This is a genomic window from Robbsia andropogonis, assembly GCF_034047095.1.
Taxonomy (GTDB): Bacteria; Pseudomonadota; Gammaproteobacteria; order Burkholderiales; family Burkholderiaceae; genus Robbsia; species Robbsia andropogonis.
Genome location: NZ_CP139170.1, coordinates 341317 through 358961 on the forward strand (window position 1 = coordinate 341317; position 17645 = coordinate 358961).

Annotated in this window: 22 protein-coding genes and 1 pseudogene; 17 read left to right on the top strand and 6 right to left on the bottom strand. The window is 57.5% G+C overall.

Features of this window, described 5'->3' with window-relative positions; genetic code table 11:
- Nucleotides 1-110: 110 nt before the first annotated feature.
- Entirely contained in the window at nucleotides 111-902 is a 792-nt protein-coding gene (locus SJQ66_RS15055; protein ID WP_024903582.1) for a DNA-binding transcriptional regulator, read from the bottom strand.
- 260 nt (nucleotides 903-1162) lie between these two features.
- On the opposite strand from SJQ66_RS15055, the gene SJQ66_RS15060 reads away from it, so the two are divergent.
- The 7 genes and pseudogenes from SJQ66_RS15060 (at nucleotide 1163) to SJQ66_RS15090 (ending at nucleotide 4504) form a co-directional block, all read left to right on the top strand.
- Complete coding sequence (locus SJQ66_RS15060; protein WP_046152278.1) at nucleotides 1163-1447, top strand: class III extradiol ring-cleavage dioxygenase family protein; 285 nt, start codon at nucleotides 1163-1165, stop codon at nucleotides 1445-1447.
- Nucleotides 1444-1716 (top strand): hypothetical protein, encoded by a 273-nt coding sequence (locus SJQ66_RS15065; protein WP_024903580.1) that lies wholly within the window; start codon nucleotides 1444-1446, stop codon nucleotides 1714-1716. The genes SJQ66_RS15060 and SJQ66_RS15065 overlap by 4 nt, the downstream gene beginning before the upstream one ends.
- Nucleotides 1717-1737: 21 nt before the next feature.
- Entirely contained in the window at nucleotides 1738-2466 is a 729-nt protein-coding gene (locus SJQ66_RS15070; protein ID WP_320534966.1) for an SDR family oxidoreductase, read from the top strand.
- Between the two features lie 8 nt (nucleotides 2467-2474).
- Nucleotides 2475-2930 (top strand): VOC family protein, encoded by a 456-nt coding sequence (locus SJQ66_RS15075; RefSeq protein WP_253463641.1) that lies wholly within the window; start codon nucleotides 2475-2477, stop codon nucleotides 2928-2930.
- A gap of 157 nt (nucleotides 2931-3087) precedes the next feature.
- Nucleotides 3088-3234, top strand: coding sequence for a hypothetical protein (locus SJQ66_RS15080; protein ID WP_157685027.1), 147 nt, complete (start codon nucleotides 3088-3090; stop codon nucleotides 3232-3234).
- Nucleotides 3235-3243: 9 nt separating this feature from the next.
- Nucleotides 3244-3468 (top strand): annotated as a pseudogene (locus SJQ66_RS15085) (IS6 family transposase); the annotation flags it as partial.
- 139 nt (nucleotides 3469-3607) lie between these two features.
- Nucleotides 3608-4504 (top strand): oxidoreductase, encoded by an 897-nt coding sequence (locus SJQ66_RS15090; RefSeq protein WP_024903576.1) that lies wholly within the window; start codon nucleotides 3608-3610, stop codon nucleotides 4502-4504.
- Nucleotides 4505-4754: 250 nt separating this feature from the next.
- Here the strand turns inward: SJQ66_RS15090 and SJQ66_RS15095 are convergent, their stop codons facing one another.
- The 3 genes from SJQ66_RS15095 to SJQ66_RS15105 all read right to left on the bottom strand — a co-directional run bounded on the left by SJQ66_RS15095 (nucleotide 4755) and on the right by SJQ66_RS15105 (nucleotide 5457).
- Nucleotides 4755-4928, bottom strand: a complete 174-nt coding sequence (locus SJQ66_RS15095) for a hypothetical protein (RefSeq protein ID WP_320534967.1) — start codon at nucleotides 4926-4928, stop codon at nucleotides 4755-4757.
- Nucleotides 4929-4994: 66 nt separating this feature from the next.
- On the bottom strand, nucleotides 4995-5183 hold the full coding sequence (locus SJQ66_RS15100) for a hypothetical protein (protein WP_024903575.1): 189 nt from the start codon (nucleotides 5181-5183) through the stop codon (nucleotides 4995-4997).
- A 70-nt stretch (nucleotides 5184-5253) separates the two neighbouring features.
- Nucleotides 5254-5457, bottom strand: coding sequence for a hypothetical protein (locus SJQ66_RS15105; protein WP_081764929.1), 204 nt, complete (start codon nucleotides 5455-5457; stop codon nucleotides 5254-5256).
- A 173-nt stretch (nucleotides 5458-5630) separates the two neighbouring features.
- Between SJQ66_RS15105 and SJQ66_RS15110 the strand changes: the two genes are divergently transcribed.
- Nucleotides 5631-5996 (top strand): Wadjet anti-phage system protein JetD domain-containing protein, encoded by a 366-nt coding sequence (locus SJQ66_RS15110; RefSeq protein WP_253463630.1) that lies wholly within the window; start codon nucleotides 5631-5633, stop codon nucleotides 5994-5996.
- Nucleotides 5997-6043: 47 nt separating this feature from the next.
- On the opposite strand, the gene SJQ66_RS15115 is transcribed toward SJQ66_RS15110, so the two are convergent.
- Nucleotides 6044-6916, bottom strand: a complete 873-nt coding sequence (locus tag SJQ66_RS15115) for a LysR family transcriptional regulator (RefSeq protein ID WP_024903573.1) — start codon at nucleotides 6914-6916, stop codon at nucleotides 6044-6046.
- A gap of 209 nt (nucleotides 6917-7125) precedes the next feature.
- Between SJQ66_RS15115 and SJQ66_RS15120 the strand changes: the two genes are divergently transcribed.
- The 4 genes from SJQ66_RS15120 (at nucleotide 7126) to SJQ66_RS15135 (ending at nucleotide 11324) form a co-directional block, all read left to right on the top strand.
- Nucleotides 7126-8130 (top strand): TRAP transporter substrate-binding protein, encoded by a 1005-nt coding sequence (locus SJQ66_RS15120; RefSeq protein WP_024903572.1) that lies wholly within the window; start codon nucleotides 7126-7128, stop codon nucleotides 8128-8130.
- Nucleotides 8120-8704 (top strand): TRAP transporter small permease, encoded by a 585-nt coding sequence (locus SJQ66_RS15125; RefSeq protein ID WP_024903571.1) that lies wholly within the window; start codon nucleotides 8120-8122, stop codon nucleotides 8702-8704. The genes SJQ66_RS15120 and SJQ66_RS15125 overlap by 11 nt, the downstream gene beginning before the upstream one ends.
- A complete protein-coding gene (locus SJQ66_RS15130) occupies nucleotides 8704-9990 on the top strand; it encodes a TRAP transporter large permease (RefSeq protein ID WP_024903570.1) in 1287 nt (428 codons plus the stop codon). Before SJQ66_RS15125 ends, SJQ66_RS15130 begins: the two co-directional genes overlap by 1 nt.
- A 104-nt stretch (nucleotides 9991-10094) precedes the next feature.
- Nucleotides 10095-11324, top strand: a complete 1230-nt coding sequence (locus SJQ66_RS15135; RefSeq protein WP_024903569.1) for an aminotransferase class III-fold pyridoxal phosphate-dependent enzyme — start codon at nucleotides 10095-10097, stop codon at nucleotides 11322-11324.
- Nucleotides 11325-11375: 51 nt separating this feature from the next.
- On the opposite strand, the gene SJQ66_RS15140 is transcribed toward SJQ66_RS15135, so the two are convergent.
- Nucleotides 11376-12416 carry a MerR family transcriptional regulator gene (locus SJQ66_RS15140; RefSeq protein WP_024903568.1) on the bottom strand — a complete coding sequence of 347 codons (1041 nt, stop codon included), beginning with the start codon at nucleotides 12414-12416 and terminating at the stop codon, nucleotides 11376-11378.
- A 289-nt stretch (nucleotides 12417-12705) separates the two neighbouring features.
- Here SJQ66_RS15140 and SJQ66_RS15145 point away from each other — a divergent pair, with 289 nt between their 5' ends.
- The 5 genes from SJQ66_RS15145 (at nucleotide 12706) to SJQ66_RS15165 (ending at nucleotide 17638) form a co-directional block, all read left to right on the top strand.
- A complete protein-coding gene (locus SJQ66_RS15145; protein WP_320534968.1) occupies nucleotides 12706-13647 on the top strand; it encodes a hydroxymethylglutaryl-CoA lyase in 942 nt (313 codons plus the stop codon).
- 7 nt (nucleotides 13648-13654) lie between these two features.
- Nucleotides 13655-14806, top strand: a complete 1152-nt coding sequence (locus SJQ66_RS15150) for a CaiB/BaiF CoA transferase family protein (protein WP_046152327.1) — start codon at nucleotides 13655-13657, stop codon at nucleotides 14804-14806.
- Complete coding sequence (locus tag SJQ66_RS15155) at nucleotides 14803-14940, top strand: hypothetical protein (protein ID WP_320534969.1); 138 nt, start codon at nucleotides 14803-14805, stop codon at nucleotides 14938-14940. Before SJQ66_RS15150 ends, SJQ66_RS15155 begins: the two co-directional genes overlap by 4 nt.
- 76 nt (nucleotides 14941-15016) lie before the next feature.
- The gene (gene hppD, locus SJQ66_RS15160; RefSeq protein ID WP_024903565.1) at nucleotides 15017-16093 is read left to right on the top strand and encodes a 4-hydroxyphenylpyruvate dioxygenase; all 1077 of its coding nucleotides are present in this window, start codon (nucleotides 15017-15019) and stop codon (nucleotides 16091-16093) included.
- 105 nt (nucleotides 16094-16198) lie between these two features.
- Nucleotides 16199-17638, top strand: a complete 1440-nt coding sequence (locus SJQ66_RS15165; protein ID WP_320534970.1) for an MFS transporter — start codon at nucleotides 16199-16201, stop codon at nucleotides 17636-17638.
- The last annotated feature ends 7 nt before the right edge of the window (nucleotides 17639-17645 follow it).

A 17645-nucleotide genomic window follows, 5' to 3' on the forward strand; every position in this document is an offset into this window, starting at 1 on the left:
TACAAATTGGCTGGCCCGTTCGAGTTACTGGGCTGCTGGCTTGTCGAATGGCTTGATGGATTGGCCCGAGGTTGTTGGCGATCTGACACGACCCGACACCGGATTCTCCATTATTCAATGACCCTCTCCAGTGCGGCCGCCGCAGCTCGCAATGGCGCCAGGAATCGATCCCCCAACTGCGTTGGCTTCAACGCGCGGGTAATCGCGACAACGTTCACGCAAGCTACTACCGCACCATGTCTGCTCATCACCGGAACGGCGATTGCCGCTACTTTCCTGTCGTCCTGCCATTCACCATAGTTAGAACCATAGCCGTCCGCCTGGGTCTTGTTCAATATCTGTCGGAACGTCGCGAGAGACATCATCGGGACTTCCCCCTGCTCATATTTTGCAGCGATCAGAGACAGGGTGTGCTCGCGTGTCGTTTTCTTCGAGAAGGCAAGGTATGCACGGCCCATTGAGGTCATCAACATCGGCAGCCGGCGGCCAAGCGCGCCGCGATGAAAGGACAGCGGGCTCTGGCTGTGAGTCGACTGCCGGATCACCATGCAGTCCTCATCCGGCGTAGCCAACGCACAGGGCCAGGTCACCTCTGCCGAGAGATCACGAAGGATCGGTTCGGCCGCTTCGGCCACCTTGTCGTAGACGCTAAACCCGTCAGCCAAGCGCTTTATCTTGAGGGTCAACTGAAACATACCGTCTTCTGTTGAGCGTTCGACAAAGCCCTCAAGCCGCAAGGTTTCCAGCAGGCGACGTACCGTGGTTCGGTGCAAGTCGGTTGCCGCACTGATGTCAGCCAGAGGCGCTCGCCCATGAGAACTGTCGCTCAACGCCTTCAGGACCGCCAACCCTCGGGACAGACCCTGCACCTGCTTGTAGGTCGAAGAATCTGCTTCCAACATGGGTCTCCGTCGTTTGTCTAGCCAGACATCATTTTTCGGTACTGTGCACTCTGTGCACAGTACCGAAAAATAGGTAGGCCGCCAAGCGCAGACTCGCGCACACTGAGCGCCAGATTACTTCGGCACTTACTCGTGACCTTGGCAGACAACAAGCATTCGGGCCTTTCGAGTGCGTGCGCTGATTTATTGTGGAAGGACATATCACCCTTTCGAAGTGGGCTCTTTGTCCTGAGCCGAATCGAATCTCCCGAAGGAGCATCGTGTCTGATACAGCTTTTGAGCGCCCCTTCACCGAGGCGAGATTGCGTCGCCTGATGGATGCAGCCCGTCGCCTCGCCGCTGGGAATGCGGACGTGAAGCCTCTTAACCCGGAATGGGATCGGCGATTCCTGGAACGGGTGAGCGGACAGCGCTGGGCCGAGCTGGAGCAGAGCGACGACGACTACATCAGCCAGGTAGCGGGCAATTCCGCACACGAGGTACGGGCTTGGGTCGCCGGATTTGGTATCGCCTTGGCTGACAGTACTGACGGCGTAGGCTTGTGAGTCACCTGCGCTCCATCTCGCGAGGTGAGTTCCTCGAGGCGAATGCCCATGCAATCGGTACCAATACGTTCGGCCCGGACTGTGACGACAAAACCCTTCTGGCCTCGGAAACATCAGAGGTTGGTAAGGAATACAGGCTGTTGCACCTGTCCGGACGTACGGCGCATATCAACGAAGTGCTCGCGACGATCATCCGGCGGTACGGTGACAAATCAAGGCTCAGCACCCGCGACTGGTACGTCGCCAATGGGCGCTATACAGCGCAGTAAATATCAACATGGAGTTTCCCCGTGACCTCAACCAGCCTTAAAGACAAACGTGTTCTCGTCATCGGTGGTAGCGCCGGTATCGGCTTCGACGTAGCGCGAATCGCCCAGGATCTTGGCGCATCGGTCTTCATTGCCTCGCGTGGCAAAACGCCAGTGAACGCTGAGCTACCCGGCGCGACATACCTGGCCACCGACGCAAAATCGGAAGCGTCATTGGTCGAGCTTTTCAACGCCGTTGGAAAGGTTGACCATGTCGCGATCACGGTGCATGAGTCGGCCGCGCGACTGGGCATCGATACTACAGCAGACAAGATGAGTCTCGATGCGGTCATCGAGTACTTCAACGGCAAATATCTGAGCCAGTACCGAATCATCAAGGCGGCGCTTCCGCACCTGGCAGAAGACGGTACCCTCACACTGACCTCCGGGGTTGCGAGCCGCGGAACCATGGCCAACCATTCGGTGATTTCATCCGTCAATGCCGCAATCGAGGCCTGTGCGCGGCAACTGGCCAGCGAGCTTGCTCCACGGCGGATCAATGTGGTGGCACCCGGAGTTACCGCAACCACCACTTACGATGCCATGCAACCCGAGCTCAAGTCGCAGTTCGTGCAGCGCATTGCGGCGGTCGTGCCGCTGAAGCGAATTGCCGGGCCTGAGGAAATTGCGCTCGCGTACATCTTCGCGATGCAGTGCGGCTATCTGACGGGAACCGTGCTTGATGCGAGCGGTGGTCAACTGATTGCTTGAGTAGAACCATGTCAACTACACAGAAGACGACCGTGCTTCGCACGGTCCACACCGGTCTCACCGTGTCGTCTCTTGACGATGCAATTGCGTTCTGGTGCGGCGCACTGGACTTCGAGTTCACGGCACGGAAGACGCTTGGAGCAGGTCCCTCGATCGAGAACGTCGTCGGCGTACCCGGTGCCGATATCGAAATCGCTATCGTTACCGCTCCGGACGGGCATCAGATTGAATTGCTCGAGTACAGGGGACCGGTCGATCGCAAGATCCACCAGCCTCGCAGTTGTGACGTCGGGTCGGCACACCTTACCTTCGCGGTCTCGGACCTGGACGAGACGCTTCGCCGCGTCGAGGACGCAGGATGGATGCGACTTGGCGCGCCGCAAACCATGCCCAATGGAATGCGAGTGGTCTATGTTCGCGGGCCTGAAGGGCACACCGTCGAGTTCATGAAGTTGCCCGATTGACCAGTAGCACGCAGGCGGGCGCAACTGCAGCCAGCCAATCGATGACGCCGGACGACTTCGAGTCCTTTCGGCGCTTTTGCGGCGTCTTGGTCGGCCTCTGGATCGCAATGTCGGATACCGATCAAGAGGTCACTATCCACCATACGGCGATCCCTTCATGGCGATATCGATAGAGTCACGCCAGATCGGCGGGACAGGACTGGCAGTCACCGCGCTCGGCGTCGGCGACGCACCATTCGAAAACCTTCTCCGGTCAATGGCGCTTTCGGATGGGCATTGTCACGTTGTCGAGGCGTTCGGGTAAGCTTGACACATGAAAACCTCGTCTATTTACGGCGGCCATCGTTTCCCACCTACCGTCATCAGCCTCGCGGTGCGATGGTACTTTCGCTTTTCGCTGCGCTTGCGCGACATCGAAGAATTATTGATCGAGCGAGACGTGATCGTCAGCTACGAATCAATACGGCGGTGGTGCGATAAATTCGGGGCCCTGTTTGCCGCACATGCAAAGATCACCGGCCGTATCGCCAAAACCTGGCCCGAGAGCGGGAGCGCCGCATGCGTGGCTCAAGACCTTGGTTCCACTTGTTCAGACGACCGAGGTTAACCGTTTGCCGAAAAGGTTAACAGCCCCCTGGCGGTCTTTTTGAAACGATCTCTAAGAACGAATAACGACCATGACGATTTCCGAAAACCTTAGCATTGCACTCGTCGGCCCAGGGGCGATCGGCGTCACCGTAGCGGCAGCGCTCCACGAGGTTGGACGCACGCCGGTGATCTGCGGGCGCACGGCCCATGAGCAGTTGATCCTTCGCTTCGACAGCGAACGCGTCGTTATCCCCGGACCTGTGCTGACCGATCCGGCAAACGTAAAGACCCGATTTGATCTGGTCTTCATTGCAGTCAAAGCCACGCAAATCGACGCGGCTGCCGCTTGGCTTCCCGCATTGTGTCACGCCGATACAGTTGTCTGCGTATTGCAAAATGGTGTGGAGCAGACGGCGCTTTTTCACGCGCGTTTGCCTCGCAATCCCATCGTGCCATCTGTCGTTTGGTTCCCTGCGCAACGCGAATCTGATGGATCTGTATGGCTAAGGAATGCACCGCGACTGGTTGTGCCAGACGATCCGGCAGCAGCGATCGTACGTGCGGCGTTGCATGGGACACGATGCGCTGTCGAGGCGGTTTCCGACTTCCCGACTGTAGCGTGGCGCAAGCTGCTGCAAAACGCGGTCGCTGGCTTGATGGTTCTAACTGGGAGGCGAGCCGGGATGTTCTCTCGACCAGACATCGCGGCATTAGCGCTCGCTTACGCACGAGAATGCCTTGAGGTTGCACAAGCGGCAGGTGCAAAGTTAAGCGATCAAACCGCGCAAGAAGTGGTGGAGGGGTTCCGAAACGCGCCTCCTGACTTGGGGACGTCGATCCTGGCCGACCGGCTGGCCGGGCGTCCTCTCGAATGGGACATCCGAAACAACATCATTCGGCGGGTCGGGCAAACGCACGGCGTGCCGACGCCAATCAGCGATGTGATCGTGCCTTTGTTGGCCGCGGGAAGTGATGGCCCAGGATGATCGTCGACATCGAGATGAACCGATATGGACTCGGGATTATCAAGGAAAATGATGTCGGCGGCACGTTTTCAGGCGGATGTTCGGCCGGCATAGCCTAAATCGCCGGTTCGGATGCATGGGCAACGCATCCGAACCGGCTTGCCTTCTATCGTCTGCGGTCACTGGAAATTCGACAGCGCGACCACATTGATATCGTGATGAAAGAGGCTTTGATGCAATGCTTACTTTTTCACCACGAGTCCGTGCTATATCACGGGTTTACCGGCGGTGGCGCTTTTTTGTGATGATGCGGAGGCGGAGGCGGCGGCGCCGGCTTGTGTCGCGCCGATTTGTGCGGGGGCGGAGGCGCGTCTTGCGCCGCGGCAAGCATTGGTAAGCCGCCGATAGCAATGGACAAGCCCAGCACGGTGAGGATCTTTTTCATGCGGTGTTCTCCAAAATCAATGTGTCGTTGCACACAGGTCACGGATCGTGATCTGTGCACCAGGCATTACGAATTCGGACCGGGCGGAGGCGGCGGCGGCGGTTTCCGATGGCGCGGCCGATGGTGATGCGGTGGCGGGGGAGGCGGCGGCGGCTTTGCGTGGTGCGGCGGTGGCGGCGCGTCCTGGGCAGACGCGGCGAACGGCGCGCCGATCCACGCCGCTACCAAACCAACGGCAATCAGCATCTTCTTCATGTGCTCTCCTCTTCAAGATGGTTCTTGTGTAAATGCTCAGGCCCACAGATCCTGCATGTACATTGTCACATCAATAGCCGGGAGGCGGCGGAACCGGCGCATCGCGGCGCTCATACCCGTATCCAGGAGGCGGCGGTGGCGGCGGCTCCCAATGCCGATGATGGGGTGGCGGCGGCGGTGGGACGTCCGGAGGAGGCGGTGCATACTGCGCCCGGGCCAAAATCGGCAAGGCACTCAAAGCGGCTAGGGTGACCGCAGCAACGATCTTCTTCATGCATTGGCTCCTTTTTTGTTAAGGCCGACGAGGACCAGATGCCACTCGTCCATGAAACCAATCTAACAATCCGCCCCACCAGACGCACGGGTTTTAACAAAGGCTCACGAAAGAGCCTGCGTCGTTGCATATTTTCACTTTTACTTATTTTTCCGCCTGTGCCAGAGAGTATCGTGATCTTTGGCGCTGGATATGGGTGGGATGCCTTGGCGCAAGCGCGTTGGTTGGATCGGTGCGCCATGCATTATTGGGGTGATATCGATACCCATGGTTTTGCAATCCTGAATCAGCTGCGTCGCCATTTTCACGCGGTATCCTCGATCTTAATGGATCGCCTGACGTTCGATGCGTATGCCGACTCGTGGGGTGTCGAGGCCTCGCCATTGACGGCAGATTTGCAACGATTGACGTTTGAAGAAGGACGGCTTTACGATGACTTGCGCCATCAGCGCTTACGTCCTGGCGTTTACCTGCGTTTGGAGCAGGAGCATATCGGTTATGTCGCGGTGAAGCGCGCATTGCGCCAGATTATCGTCTGATGTGGTCCTAGTGCTGTTTCAATACCGATCTGGTTGAAGCGCTACAATCAAGCCGAGGCCATCACGATCGGCGCGACCTGATGGATAAACGCTGCCACTTCCTGAACGCCGACATGATCGGCACGTTCGCTCCGCGCGTGGACCAGTGCCATCTCAATATCACTGAGCACGGGTAAGCCGTCATCCGCGCCCAAGACACGGAAGTCCTTGGGTACCGCCGACGCCGGAAGCGCGGTCAATGCGCCCCCTAGCCGCACCGCACTCAGCACGCCTGGCAAGTGACTCGCCGTATAGGAAATGTGCCAGGGCACCTGCGCGGCATCCAGATCGCGCAGGATTAATGGTCTGGCACGGCACTGTTCCGTGAACAACGCCAGCGGAATAGTTTTCTGCCGCTCCGGGAAATAACCGTTGGCACAACACCAATGTCGTGGCTCGCTGAACAGAAAATCACCGATGGTGTGTTTTTCATCGCGGGTGACAATCGCGAGATCCAGCGCGCCTTCTGCGAGAAGCGTTTCCAGCGTAGTGGAAAAGTCACACACGATTTCCACGCGTGGGAAGACAGACACACCGCCAAAGCGCCGAATCACCTGGTTGCTGAATCGTTCCAGATAGTCGTCCGGCATTCCTACCCGTACCGGCACGGAAACATGGTGGTTGTGCAAGGCACGCAAGGCTTCGTCTTCCAACTTACGTATCCGACGCGCATACGTCAGTAACGTTTCGCCGGCCTTGGTCAAGACAATGCCGCGCTGGGTTCGGTCGATGAGCGTTTGGCCCAGCCGCTCTTCGAATCGCCGTATGGTCAGGCTGACGGCAGCCTGCGTCTTGAAAAGATGATTTGCGGCAACCGTGAATCCGCCCAAATCATGAACGGCAATAAAGGTTGCAAGGGCGTCTGTATCAAGGTGGCGCATGGCGGCAAGAGGTCCGGCTGAAGAACGCGGCAAAAAAGCACGGGGCAAACAGGGAGCTGAATCCATGCGCCTTAAACACACGCGTCGGGGCGCGTGGAAAGCATAACATTTTGTTGTTGGACGATAGCTACTTGTCGTGAGGTGTTAGATTTTGACAAAGTAGACTTCGCGATATTACCCGTTCCTATATGTTTGCCGGAGAGGTTGCGATGTCTTTTCACCAATCGTCGAAGTTGCGTCTGCTGCGTTTGATGTGCACTGCAGCATTCGTCAGTGCCAATGTGAGCATCGTATCGCCGGTTGTTGCGGCGCAGACGCTTCGACTCGCACATGCTTCCGTACCTGGAAGTCTGATCGATCAAGCCATTCAAAGATTTGCCGCGGAGGTGAAGGACAGCACCCACGGTTCCTTGATCATCAAGGACTTTCCGAGCGAGCAATTAGGGGATGAGGTTGCCATTGCCGACGGTGTGGGCAATGGCTCGATCGACATCGGACTTGGCGGGGCGGTTGATGCAATTGATCCCCGGTTGAACGCGCTGTCTTTACCCTTCCTGTTTTCAAACGCCACACAAGTACACCACTATCTGGACAGTGCTGCTGGCAAGACGTTCTTGAGCATTGGCGCACCGCGTGGTTATCAAATGCTGGGCGCACTGGATTCCGGTTTCCGGCAGTTCGCGAACACGAAGCGGCCTATCTACAAGCCTGCCGATATGGTGGGTCTTAAAATTCGAACGCCAGCGAATCCCGTTATTCTGGCGACGATCAAGCAACTTGGCGCATTGGCGCAATCGCTGCCATTGGGTACGGTGTACACCTCACTGCAGTCAGGTGTGGTGGATGGGGCCGAGCCGGAGCTGCGGGACTACTCAGACGAGAAATGGTATGAGGTCGCCAAGTACGTCAGCATGTCGAACTATGTTTGGACGGCAAACTACTGGTACATGAATAAAGACAAGTACGACGCATTGCCAGCGGCGGATCGTGCGGCGCTTGATAAAGCCGTGATCGACACAACGGCCTGGTATCGCGCACAACTTGAACAGAGCTATCAGAAACTGGACGCTACGCTGAAAGCCAAGGGCGTCAAGTTCAACGACGTGGATACCGCCGCCTTCCAGAAAGCCGTGCTGCCGATCTATGCGCAGTTTTCCAAGACATGGGGCAGCGCGCTCATCAGCACGCTACAACACGATGCCAATGGAAAATAACCCATCGCCAGATAGCGCGCTGGTACCCGTCAATCCTTTGCCGATTATCTCGCCGGATGATCCTGCCGCGCGGCCGACGCCCGAGTCGGGCGGGGGAATTGACCGCGTGCTGTCCGTTATCGGCGTGATCGCGTTTCTCGTCACGTTGGGTTCGACGCTGTGTGGCGTGATCGCGCGATATTTTCATGTGCCCGGTTTCGAGTGGTCGTTCGAGGTGGCAGGCATTGCTTTTATCTGGGTGACATTCATCGGTGCAGCTGTTGCCGAGAAAAATAATCAGAACGTCCATTTCGATGGCGTGTTGTCGCAGTTCAGCGCAAGTTGGCAACGTCGTCTTGCCATTGTCGGCGCACTGATGCTCTTACTGGTCAGTGTTTGGCTGGTGGCCAGTGGCATCGCCTTTGGCCAACGTGCTGGGAGCGTACATACGTCGGTGCTGGGATTGCCCGGCTGGGTGACGATTACCGCGCTACTGGTATCTGCTATCGCGCTAGCAATCTTTGCGCTGCTGCGTTTGTTTGCACAATGGCGCGTCGCATTTTCTTCCACGGCATCGGACGGACACCATAGCTGATGACGGTCGCGATACTTTTCCTGGTATTTTTTCTATTGCTGATTCTCGGGCTGCCGATAGTCTGGTCGATGTTCGGAGCCAGTCTGGCCGCGTTGACCTTTGGCGATCTGGGCATGCCGCTGGCCTGGTTTGCGCAGCAAACCATCCGTGGCGCGGATTCGCAAACGCTTGCGGCTATCCCACTCTTCCTTTTCGCCGGTGAACTGATGAATCGGGGAGGGCTGACGACGCGGATCATGCATATTGCAGAGCACTTTCTTGGTCGTTTGACCGGTGGGCTTGGATTGGTGAATGTCGTAACGGCGCTTGTTTATGGTGGTTTGACAGGCTCCGCGACGGCCGATACCGGTACTGTCGCGAAAGTGATGATTCCGGAAATGGAGCGGCGTGGCTATCCGCGCGATTTCTCCGCCGCCATCACCGCCGCATCCGGTACGTTGGGTATCGTCGTGCCACCCAGCGTGATTCTGATTCTGTATGGCGTGATCACCAACACCTCCATTGGCGGTCTTTTCATGGCCGGCATTCTTCCTGGGATATTGCTGGCGTTGGCTTTCATGGTAACGGCTTACGTCGTGGGGCGGCGCAACGGATTTCCACGTGCGACCCATGCGTTCGTGACCGGCGCCGTGATTCGCGATATCGGCAAGGCGTTTCCGGCTTTATTGATGCCCGTCGCCGTGCTGGGCGCCATCATTGGCGGCATTGCCACACCGACCGAGGCGGCATCGCTCTCTGTCGTGTATGCCTTATTGGTCGGATGCCTGTTCTATCGCGCGCTTTCCTGGCGGGATATCTATCCGGCCATCCGGGATACGGTCATCACCACTGGTTCGGTGATGATCATCATGGCCGCGGCCACGCCCTTCGGATGGATCTTGACGGTCGAACAAGTTCCCCAAGCCGTGGCCTCGTGGATTACCGGCCTGCATGCAGGACCGTACGGCACGATCGGCATCATTGTGCTGGTGCTGAAGATCATGGGCTTCTGGTTGGATCTCGGGCCCGCGCTCATCATCATGGCGCCGATCCTTGTTCCCGTGGCGAAGCTTGCAGGCTTCGATCCTTACCAGATTGGCTTGATTTTTACGATGACGCTGGGCTGGGGTTTATTTACGCCACCGATTGGTACCAATATCTTCGTCGTCTGCAACGTTGCCAAAGTGAGTATCGCGGCTGTGTCGAAGCGGCTCGTGCCGTTTTGGATCGCCACCGCGATCACGATTGCGCTCGTGGTGTTTATTCCCGCGTTGACCGGGTATTTACCCGCTTTTTTTACGAACTAAGGTGGGCCTTGCGCGGCTGGCTTCATCGCGAACGGGGCTCCACGCTAAATCGAAAAGCGCATCGCATATTGATGGTGCGTATGGCTTCGGATGGGAGGTTTTTAATGCGGCATCTGGTTGGTGGTATTTCCAGCGCGGGACGGGCATTGCCCCAATTCGGTAATCAGTCGATGTTGATCGACCGCGCCGCGGGTCCGTATCTGTGGACCGACAGCGGGGATCGGTACATTGACACCGCCGTGGGATTCGGCGCGACGATGTTGGGCCATAACGTGCCGGAAGTCGTGGAAGCGGTCGCCCGTACCCAGCAACGCATGATGATGCCCGCGTTCGCACATGCCTTGGAAGAGGACGCGGCGGCGGCACTGGCCGCATGTACGGGGCCTTTGAGCAAGGTCATCTTTGTCAATACCGGTAGCGAGGCGGTACATCTGGCGTGCCGTACGGCGCGCGCTGCGACGGGCAAAACCGGCATCGCGAAATTCGCCGCGGGGTACGACGGGTGGTACGACCAGGTGGCTTTCGGGAATGCCGGCTCGGCGGATGCGGTCATGGCAAGCGATGAGCGTCCTGTCCGCGACGGCATGGCACTGCTTCGCTATAATGATTTTGCCGATGTCGATCGTCTATTCGCGGAAAATGCCGACTTGGCGGCGGTGCTGATCGAGCCCGTACTCGCCAACGCCGGGTGCATCGAGCCCGCCCCTGGCTATCTGAAATATGTCGCGGATTGCGCGCATCGGCATGGGGCGCTAGTGATCCTGGACGAAGTGTTGATGGGCTTCCGGCTGCATGCCGGGCTGGCTGGTCACCTGTTCGGCATCGAGGCGGATATGGCGACGGTGGGAAAGGCGATTGGTAGCGGTGTCCCTGTTGCGGCCCTGGTAGGGCAACCGTCCGTCATGCAGCATCTGGAAAGCGGCGCGGTAATACGCGCCGGAACGTATAGCGGCAATCCGCCCGTGTGCGCCGCCGTGCTTGCAACCATGCGCTTATTGCGTGAGCAGGACTATACAACTTTGCTGGCGCGCGGTGATGCCGTGCGTGCAGCCATCACCGCACGATTTGCCGAGGCGGGCCAGACTATTGCCACCAGCGGTTATGGCACCGTTTTCACGCTTTGGCCGGCGCCGCAAGCGCCGGTAGACTATGCCCAGGCCGCGACGTTCGCGAACAACGACTGGACCCGACAACTCCACTTTGCCTTACGTGATCGCCATGTATTGACAATGCCCTTCGCGTTCGGCCGGGTGTATCTCAGCTTTGCCCACACCACGGAGGTCATGACGCAGTTGACGGATGCCTACGCGGACGCGGCGATTGTTGGCCATTGACGCGGGTGCGAATGATCGGTGCGACGGATAGGAAGCAAGGTATCTTTGGCGTTATAAACGGGGCATTGCATTTTCTGACACCGGCGGACGCGTGACCCGAATCCGTACATCCGGTGAGGCTAGACAGGTAGCGACTGCCTCATATCCTGGCGCACCAGGGTAGGCCGCTACCCGCATCGGCGGACTATGATTTGCCGGGCATAGAATAATCGTTTCATCGGGGCCGACCGAGGCAAGATCCAGAATTCCCGTGGAGCGGGTTAGCAGGAACAGCGTCTGCCGTCCTGATTTCGCACGATAGCGAAGGTGTGTGATGAATGCCCGCTGCGTATTTTCGTCGAGGTCCTGTTCGATCATGTCGACGATCAGGAATGATGCGGCGTCAGTTTCCAGCTTGGCAAGCAAAGCGGTTAATGCGTGAGATGCTTTTGCTCCTTCCCCCGTTAACCACGTCATGGTTCGATCAACGCGAGCCTTGAGCGCGGGGCTGGCATCCAGCAGCGCGGCGACTGATGCAACACTGTTGTCGAGCCGGTCCAAACCCAGAAACGCGGCGTCGGGCAATGTTTCGGCAAGGCGCATGGCCAATCGCGTTTTTCCGCTGCCAAGTGAGCCGATAATATAATTGAGCGGGCTGATGTTGCAAAGTTCGAAGTGCTCGCCTCCCCAAGGCCAAGGCAGATCGAATGCCACACTTATCTCAGGCTCGCCCAGCAGATGCGCTAATTCACCGCGCGCTGGCATTTGTCCTCTGATCAAGCAGGATCTTATGCTTCGGACTTTGTCGAGCTTACGAACATGGTCCTGAATTTCGTCGCTTAATGCGACCGCGTGGCTTTCCAGCGCCTTTTCCAACGTTTGTGCGTCGCCGTCGAGCACCCCAGCAACTTGAGCGAGACTCAAGCCAAGTGCGCGAAGTGCGACAATCTCGCCCGCCCTCGCCATGTGCTCGGGACCATACAAGCGATATCCCGCCGCGGTTCGACCGGGGCGCACGAGATGTTGCTCCTCGTAAAGGCGCAGTGCCTTGGTTGATACCCCGAGTCTTCTAGCAGCCTCTGACGCATTCAGACCTAATGGAATTACCGCCATGAAGTCACCTTTTGGTTGTGTACCGATCCTCGTCAGGTTAAAGGTGTCCCTGGGGGACGGGTCAACAACATTTTAGGATCTCCGATGATGGGTTCGTACCGCGGTCGTCGGAGGCGTTTTCCGAAGACACACGTGCGGTCCAGTTGCTTGCCATGTTGTCATATGGCTGACATTCCGCACGGGAAGCATAAAGCTTCCAACATACCGCTTTAAGTTTTCGTGGGAATCGCTAAAGTGAGTGCAACGCTGGCTAACTTGCGATCGGCCAAGGATAAACGGAGACGGATATATGCCCTCGTTCCCGAGGAACGTCGTGATTCGCGAGGTCGGGCTGCGCGATGGCCTGCAGAGCATCCAGCGCGTGCTGCCCACCGAACGCAAAATTGAATGGATTCGTGACGCTTACGCCGCCGGACAGCGAGAGATCGAAGTCGGGTCTTTCGTTCCCGCGCGTCTTCTTCCACAACTTGCTGATACGGATCAACTCGTTGCCTACGCGCGGACACTGCCCGGTCTGTTCGTCTCGGTCCTCGTGCCCATTCTCAAAGGTGCTGAACGCGCGCTTGAAACCCAGGCCGATCTGATGCTTATACCATTGTCGGCAAGCCGCGAACACAGTCTTGCCAATCTCCGCAAAACCCCCGACGAAGTCATTGCGGAAGTGGGGCGGATCCGTGCGGCGCGCGATGCCTCGGGCTCGAAAACCTTGATTGAAGGTGGCATTGGCACCGCGTTCGGTTGCACGATTCAGGGCCACGTCGATCGGGCGGAGGTTCTGCGCTGCATGCAGGGCGTGCTCGATGCGGGCGCGGACCGCGTAAGCATCGCCGATACGGTGGGCTATGCCGGTCCCGGTGCCGTGCGCGATTTGTTTGAAAAGGCGCGCGATCTTGCGGGGGAGCGATTCTGGTGCGGCCACTTTCACGACACGCGGGGCCTTGCTCTGGCTAATGTCTATGCCGCACTCGAGACGGGCGTGGGGAGATTCGATGCAACGCTTGCCGGCATCGGTGGTTGCCCGCACGCGCCGGGTGCCAGCGGGAACGCGTCCAGCGAAGACCTTGCCTTCATGCTCGCCGACATGGATATCGAAACGGGGATCGATATCCCGGCGTTTTTGAAACTACGCGAAAAAGTCGCCACGTGGCTCGAAGGGGAGTTGCTTCACGGCACGTTATGGCGTGCCGGCTTGCCGAAAACTTATGCCGCAGCGGCTGCGCTTCACGCTTGAGGTCATGATGAGCACCAACACGAAACTTCCCCTTGATGGCGTCCGCGTCATTGAATTTACACACATGGTCATGGGACCGACGTGCGGCATGATCCTCGCCGACCTCGGCGCGGAAGTCATCAAGATCGAGCCGCCCGGTGGCGATAAGACCCGCAAGCTGCCCGGCCTTGGTATTGGCTTTTTCCGCTCATTCAACCGAAACAAGAAAAGCGTCGTACTTGACATCAACACGCCGGAGGGGCACGCGTCGGCGGTAGAACTCATTGGCACGTGCGACGTGATGCTCGAGAATTTTCGTCCGGGACTGATGCTGAAACTCGGGCTCGACTACGAAACGCTCTCAAAACGTTATCCCGGCCTGATTTATGTGTCGCACAAGGGTTTTCTGCCTGGCCCCTATGAAAAGCGCCTCGCGCTCGACGAGGTCGTGCAGATGATGGGAGGGCTTTCGTATATGACAGGACCTGTTGGACGGCCATTGCGCGCAGGCACCTCCGTGAACGACATCATGGGCGGGATGTTCGGGGCAATCGGTGTGCTTGCGGCACTGCGTGAGCGCGATAGCACACATCGCGGGCAGGAGATACAGAGCGCGCTCTTTGAAAATTGCGTGTTCCTATCCGGACAGCATATGCAGCAATACGCGATGACGAGAGAGGCGCCGCCGCCAATGCCATCGCGCGTATCAGCCTGGAGCGTCTACGATGTCTTCACGCTCGCCAATGGTGAGCAGATTTTTATCGGCGCCGTGAGCGACAAGCAGTTCATCACCTTGTGCGATATTCTCGAATGTCCGGATCTTCCACTCCAACCCGACTTCACCACGAACGCGTTGCGCGTGGCGGTTCGGCCGCAACTTCTCGAGCGGTTGGGAAACATCCTCAAGCACCATCGTAGCGAAGACCTATCTCCGAGACTCGAGGCGGCGGGTATTCCCTATGCACCGATCGTGCGGCCCGAGCAATTGCTTGACGACCCACATCTGAAAGCAAGCGGAGGCCTCGTTCCGATGGAAGCCGAAGATGGCAGCATGACTGAGGTCGTGCTGCTGCCATTGACGATGGGGGGGCGACGACCTGGCGTACGACAGGCCTTGGCGCGTGTCGGAGAGCATACGCAGGAAGTGCTCTCTCGCCTCACGAAGAAATTGAGTGTATGAGCCTCTCCCGCATTTGCGGCGAGAAGTCGCAATCGACCCACCCGACTCGGGCTGTCCCGCAAGTGATGGTGGAAGTCGTGCGCGAACTCACTGATGAGAAAATTGCCTATCTTATTAGTAATGCATGGGATTAATCGCTGAAAAAGCACTTGATTGATGTGAACCGAATCAGGCGGGCTGAATCCTGCCGCTTTATTTAGGAGCATGTAAATGGCAGATCTGTTTGAAAATCCAATGGGCTTGACGGGATTCGAGTTCGTTGAATTTGCGTCGCCCACACCGAATACGCTGGAGCCAATATTCGAGAAGCTGGGCTTTACGTTGGTTGCACAGCATCGCTCGAAGGACGTCGTATTGTATCGTCAGGGCGACATCAACTTTGTCGTCAATCGCGACCCGAAAAGTCCGGCGGCTTACTTCGCGGCGGAACACGGCCCCTCCGCGTGCGGACTGGCATTCCGCGTCAAGGATGCGCATGCTGCTTACGCGCGTGCACTTGCTCTTGGCGCACAGCCACTCGACATGCCTACCGGGCCAATGGAGCTCCGTTTGCCGGCGATCAAGGGCATCGGCGGGGCGCCACTCTATCTCATCGACCGCTTCAAGGATGGCGAGTCAATATATGACATCGACTTCACGTTTCTCGACGGCGTAGATCGCCGACCGGTTGGCTATGGCCTCAAGTTGGTCGACCATCTTACGCACAACGTTTACCGCGGCCGCATGGCATTCTGGGCAGGCTTTTACGAGAAGCTTTTCAATTTCCGTGAAATTCGCTATTTCGACATATCCGGCGAATACACCGGGTTGACCTCCAAGGCGATGACTGCGCCCGATGGGAAAATTCGGATTCCACTGAACGAGGAGTCGTCAAAGGGCTCGGGGCAGATAGAAGAATTTCTGATGAAGTTCAATGGTGAAGGCATCCAACACGTTGCCTTGCTCTCCGACGACCTGCTCACGACCATCGACAAGCTTGCGCTGGCGGGCGTTCCTCTGATGAACGCGCCGAGCGACACCTACTACGAGATGCTCGAAGAGCGGTTGCCGGGGCATGGCCAGCCCGTCTCGGAGTTGCAGACGCGCGGCATTTTGCTTGACGGCAGTACCGAGGGCGAACAGCCGCGCCTTTTGCTGCAGATCTTTTCCGACACACTACTTGGTCCCGTTTTCTTTGAATTTATTCAGCGCAAGGGGGACGACGGGTTCGGCGAGGGCAACTTCAAGGCGCTGTTTCAGTCAATCGAACGGGACCAGATTCGACGAGGTGTTGTCGGACAGAAATAAGCGAAAGCAGGGGCGCCGGAATCACGATTGGCCCGCCATTACGACCGACGGAAAAAAACACTCATAAAACCCGTCATTCCGTAGCTGTGTTCAGGAGACAAACATATGCAGCCTACCGTTACGGCGGATTCGCACCCGCTTGCTCCGACGCATGTCAATGTCGGGCCTACACCCGGCGCTGAGATCTCAGCCCGAATGGATCGATTGCCAATCACACGGCATCTCTGCGTACTTGTTTTCTTGATCTCGCTAGGTGGCTTCTTTGAGGTCTACGACCTTATTTTCACGGCCTATATTGCCCCGGGAATGGCGAAAAGCGAGTTGCTGCAAACAACGACCCACGCCTTCTTTGGCCTTAGTGGTATCGCCGGGTTCATCGCTGCAACTTTCGCGGGCCTCTTTGTTGGCACATTTGGATTCGGCTGGATACCGGATCGTTACGGTCGTCGCCCGATTTTCACGATCTCCTTGCTTTGGTATTCGATAGGGTCGGTGATCATGGCCTTTCAGACAACACCTGAAGGCGTGATTCTCTGGCGTTTTATCACTGGAATTGGCGTAGGTGTCGAAATCATCACAATCGATAGCTACGTTACCGAACTGGTCCCGCGGCATATGCGTGGGCGTGCAATGGCCTTCAACCAACTCGTCATGTTTGCCGCCGCTCCCGTCGCAGCGATTCTTTCTTACTGGCTTGTGCCGACGACAGTATTCGGCGTCGATGGCTGGCGTGTGGTCGTGCTCGCAGGGGCTGCAGGTGCGGTAATCGTCTGGCTCGTTCGCCTTGCGCTTCCCGAAAGCCCCCGATGGCTTGCAATGCATGGCGATGTGGCGAAAGGCGAGGCCGTGCTCCGAAAGATCGAAGCCATTGTTGAACGTCGATCGGGCAAACCACTGCCGGCGCCTTTGCCGATTATCGATCTGCCTGTTCAGCGCCGCGCATCGATTGCCGAACTTTGGCAGCCGCCTTATCGCTCGCGTTTAACCATGCTCATCGTCTTCAACTTTTGTCAGGCCACCGGATACTACGGATTTGCGAATTGGGTTCCGACACTTCTCATCGGTCAGGGAATCACGGTGACAAAGAGTCTGCTTTACTCGTTCGTCATCGCCTTTGCGATGCCAATTGGGCCGTTACTTGCCATGCTATACGCTGACAAGATCCAGCGTAAGTATCTGATCGTTGGTGGGGCACTGGCGGTCATCGTGTTCGGTATCCTGTTCGGACAAGTAAAATCCGCCTCTGTTCTCATCATTCTCGGTATCCTGATTAGTCTCGCGGGACAAACCATCTCAGTGTGTTACCACGCCTACCAGTCGGAACTGTTTCCTACCGCCGTGCGTTGCAGGGCGAACGGCATCGCCTACTCTGCGAGCCGCCTTGGCGCGATGATGTCTGGATTTATTATCGCGTTTCTTTTAAGAGATTTTGGTGTGCCGGGCGTATTTACTGGAATTACCGCCTGCATGCTTACGGTGGTCATGGCGATTGGCGTGTTTGGTCCAAAGACGAATGGGTTAAGTCTCGAAGAGCTGAATAAATGATGTGCGT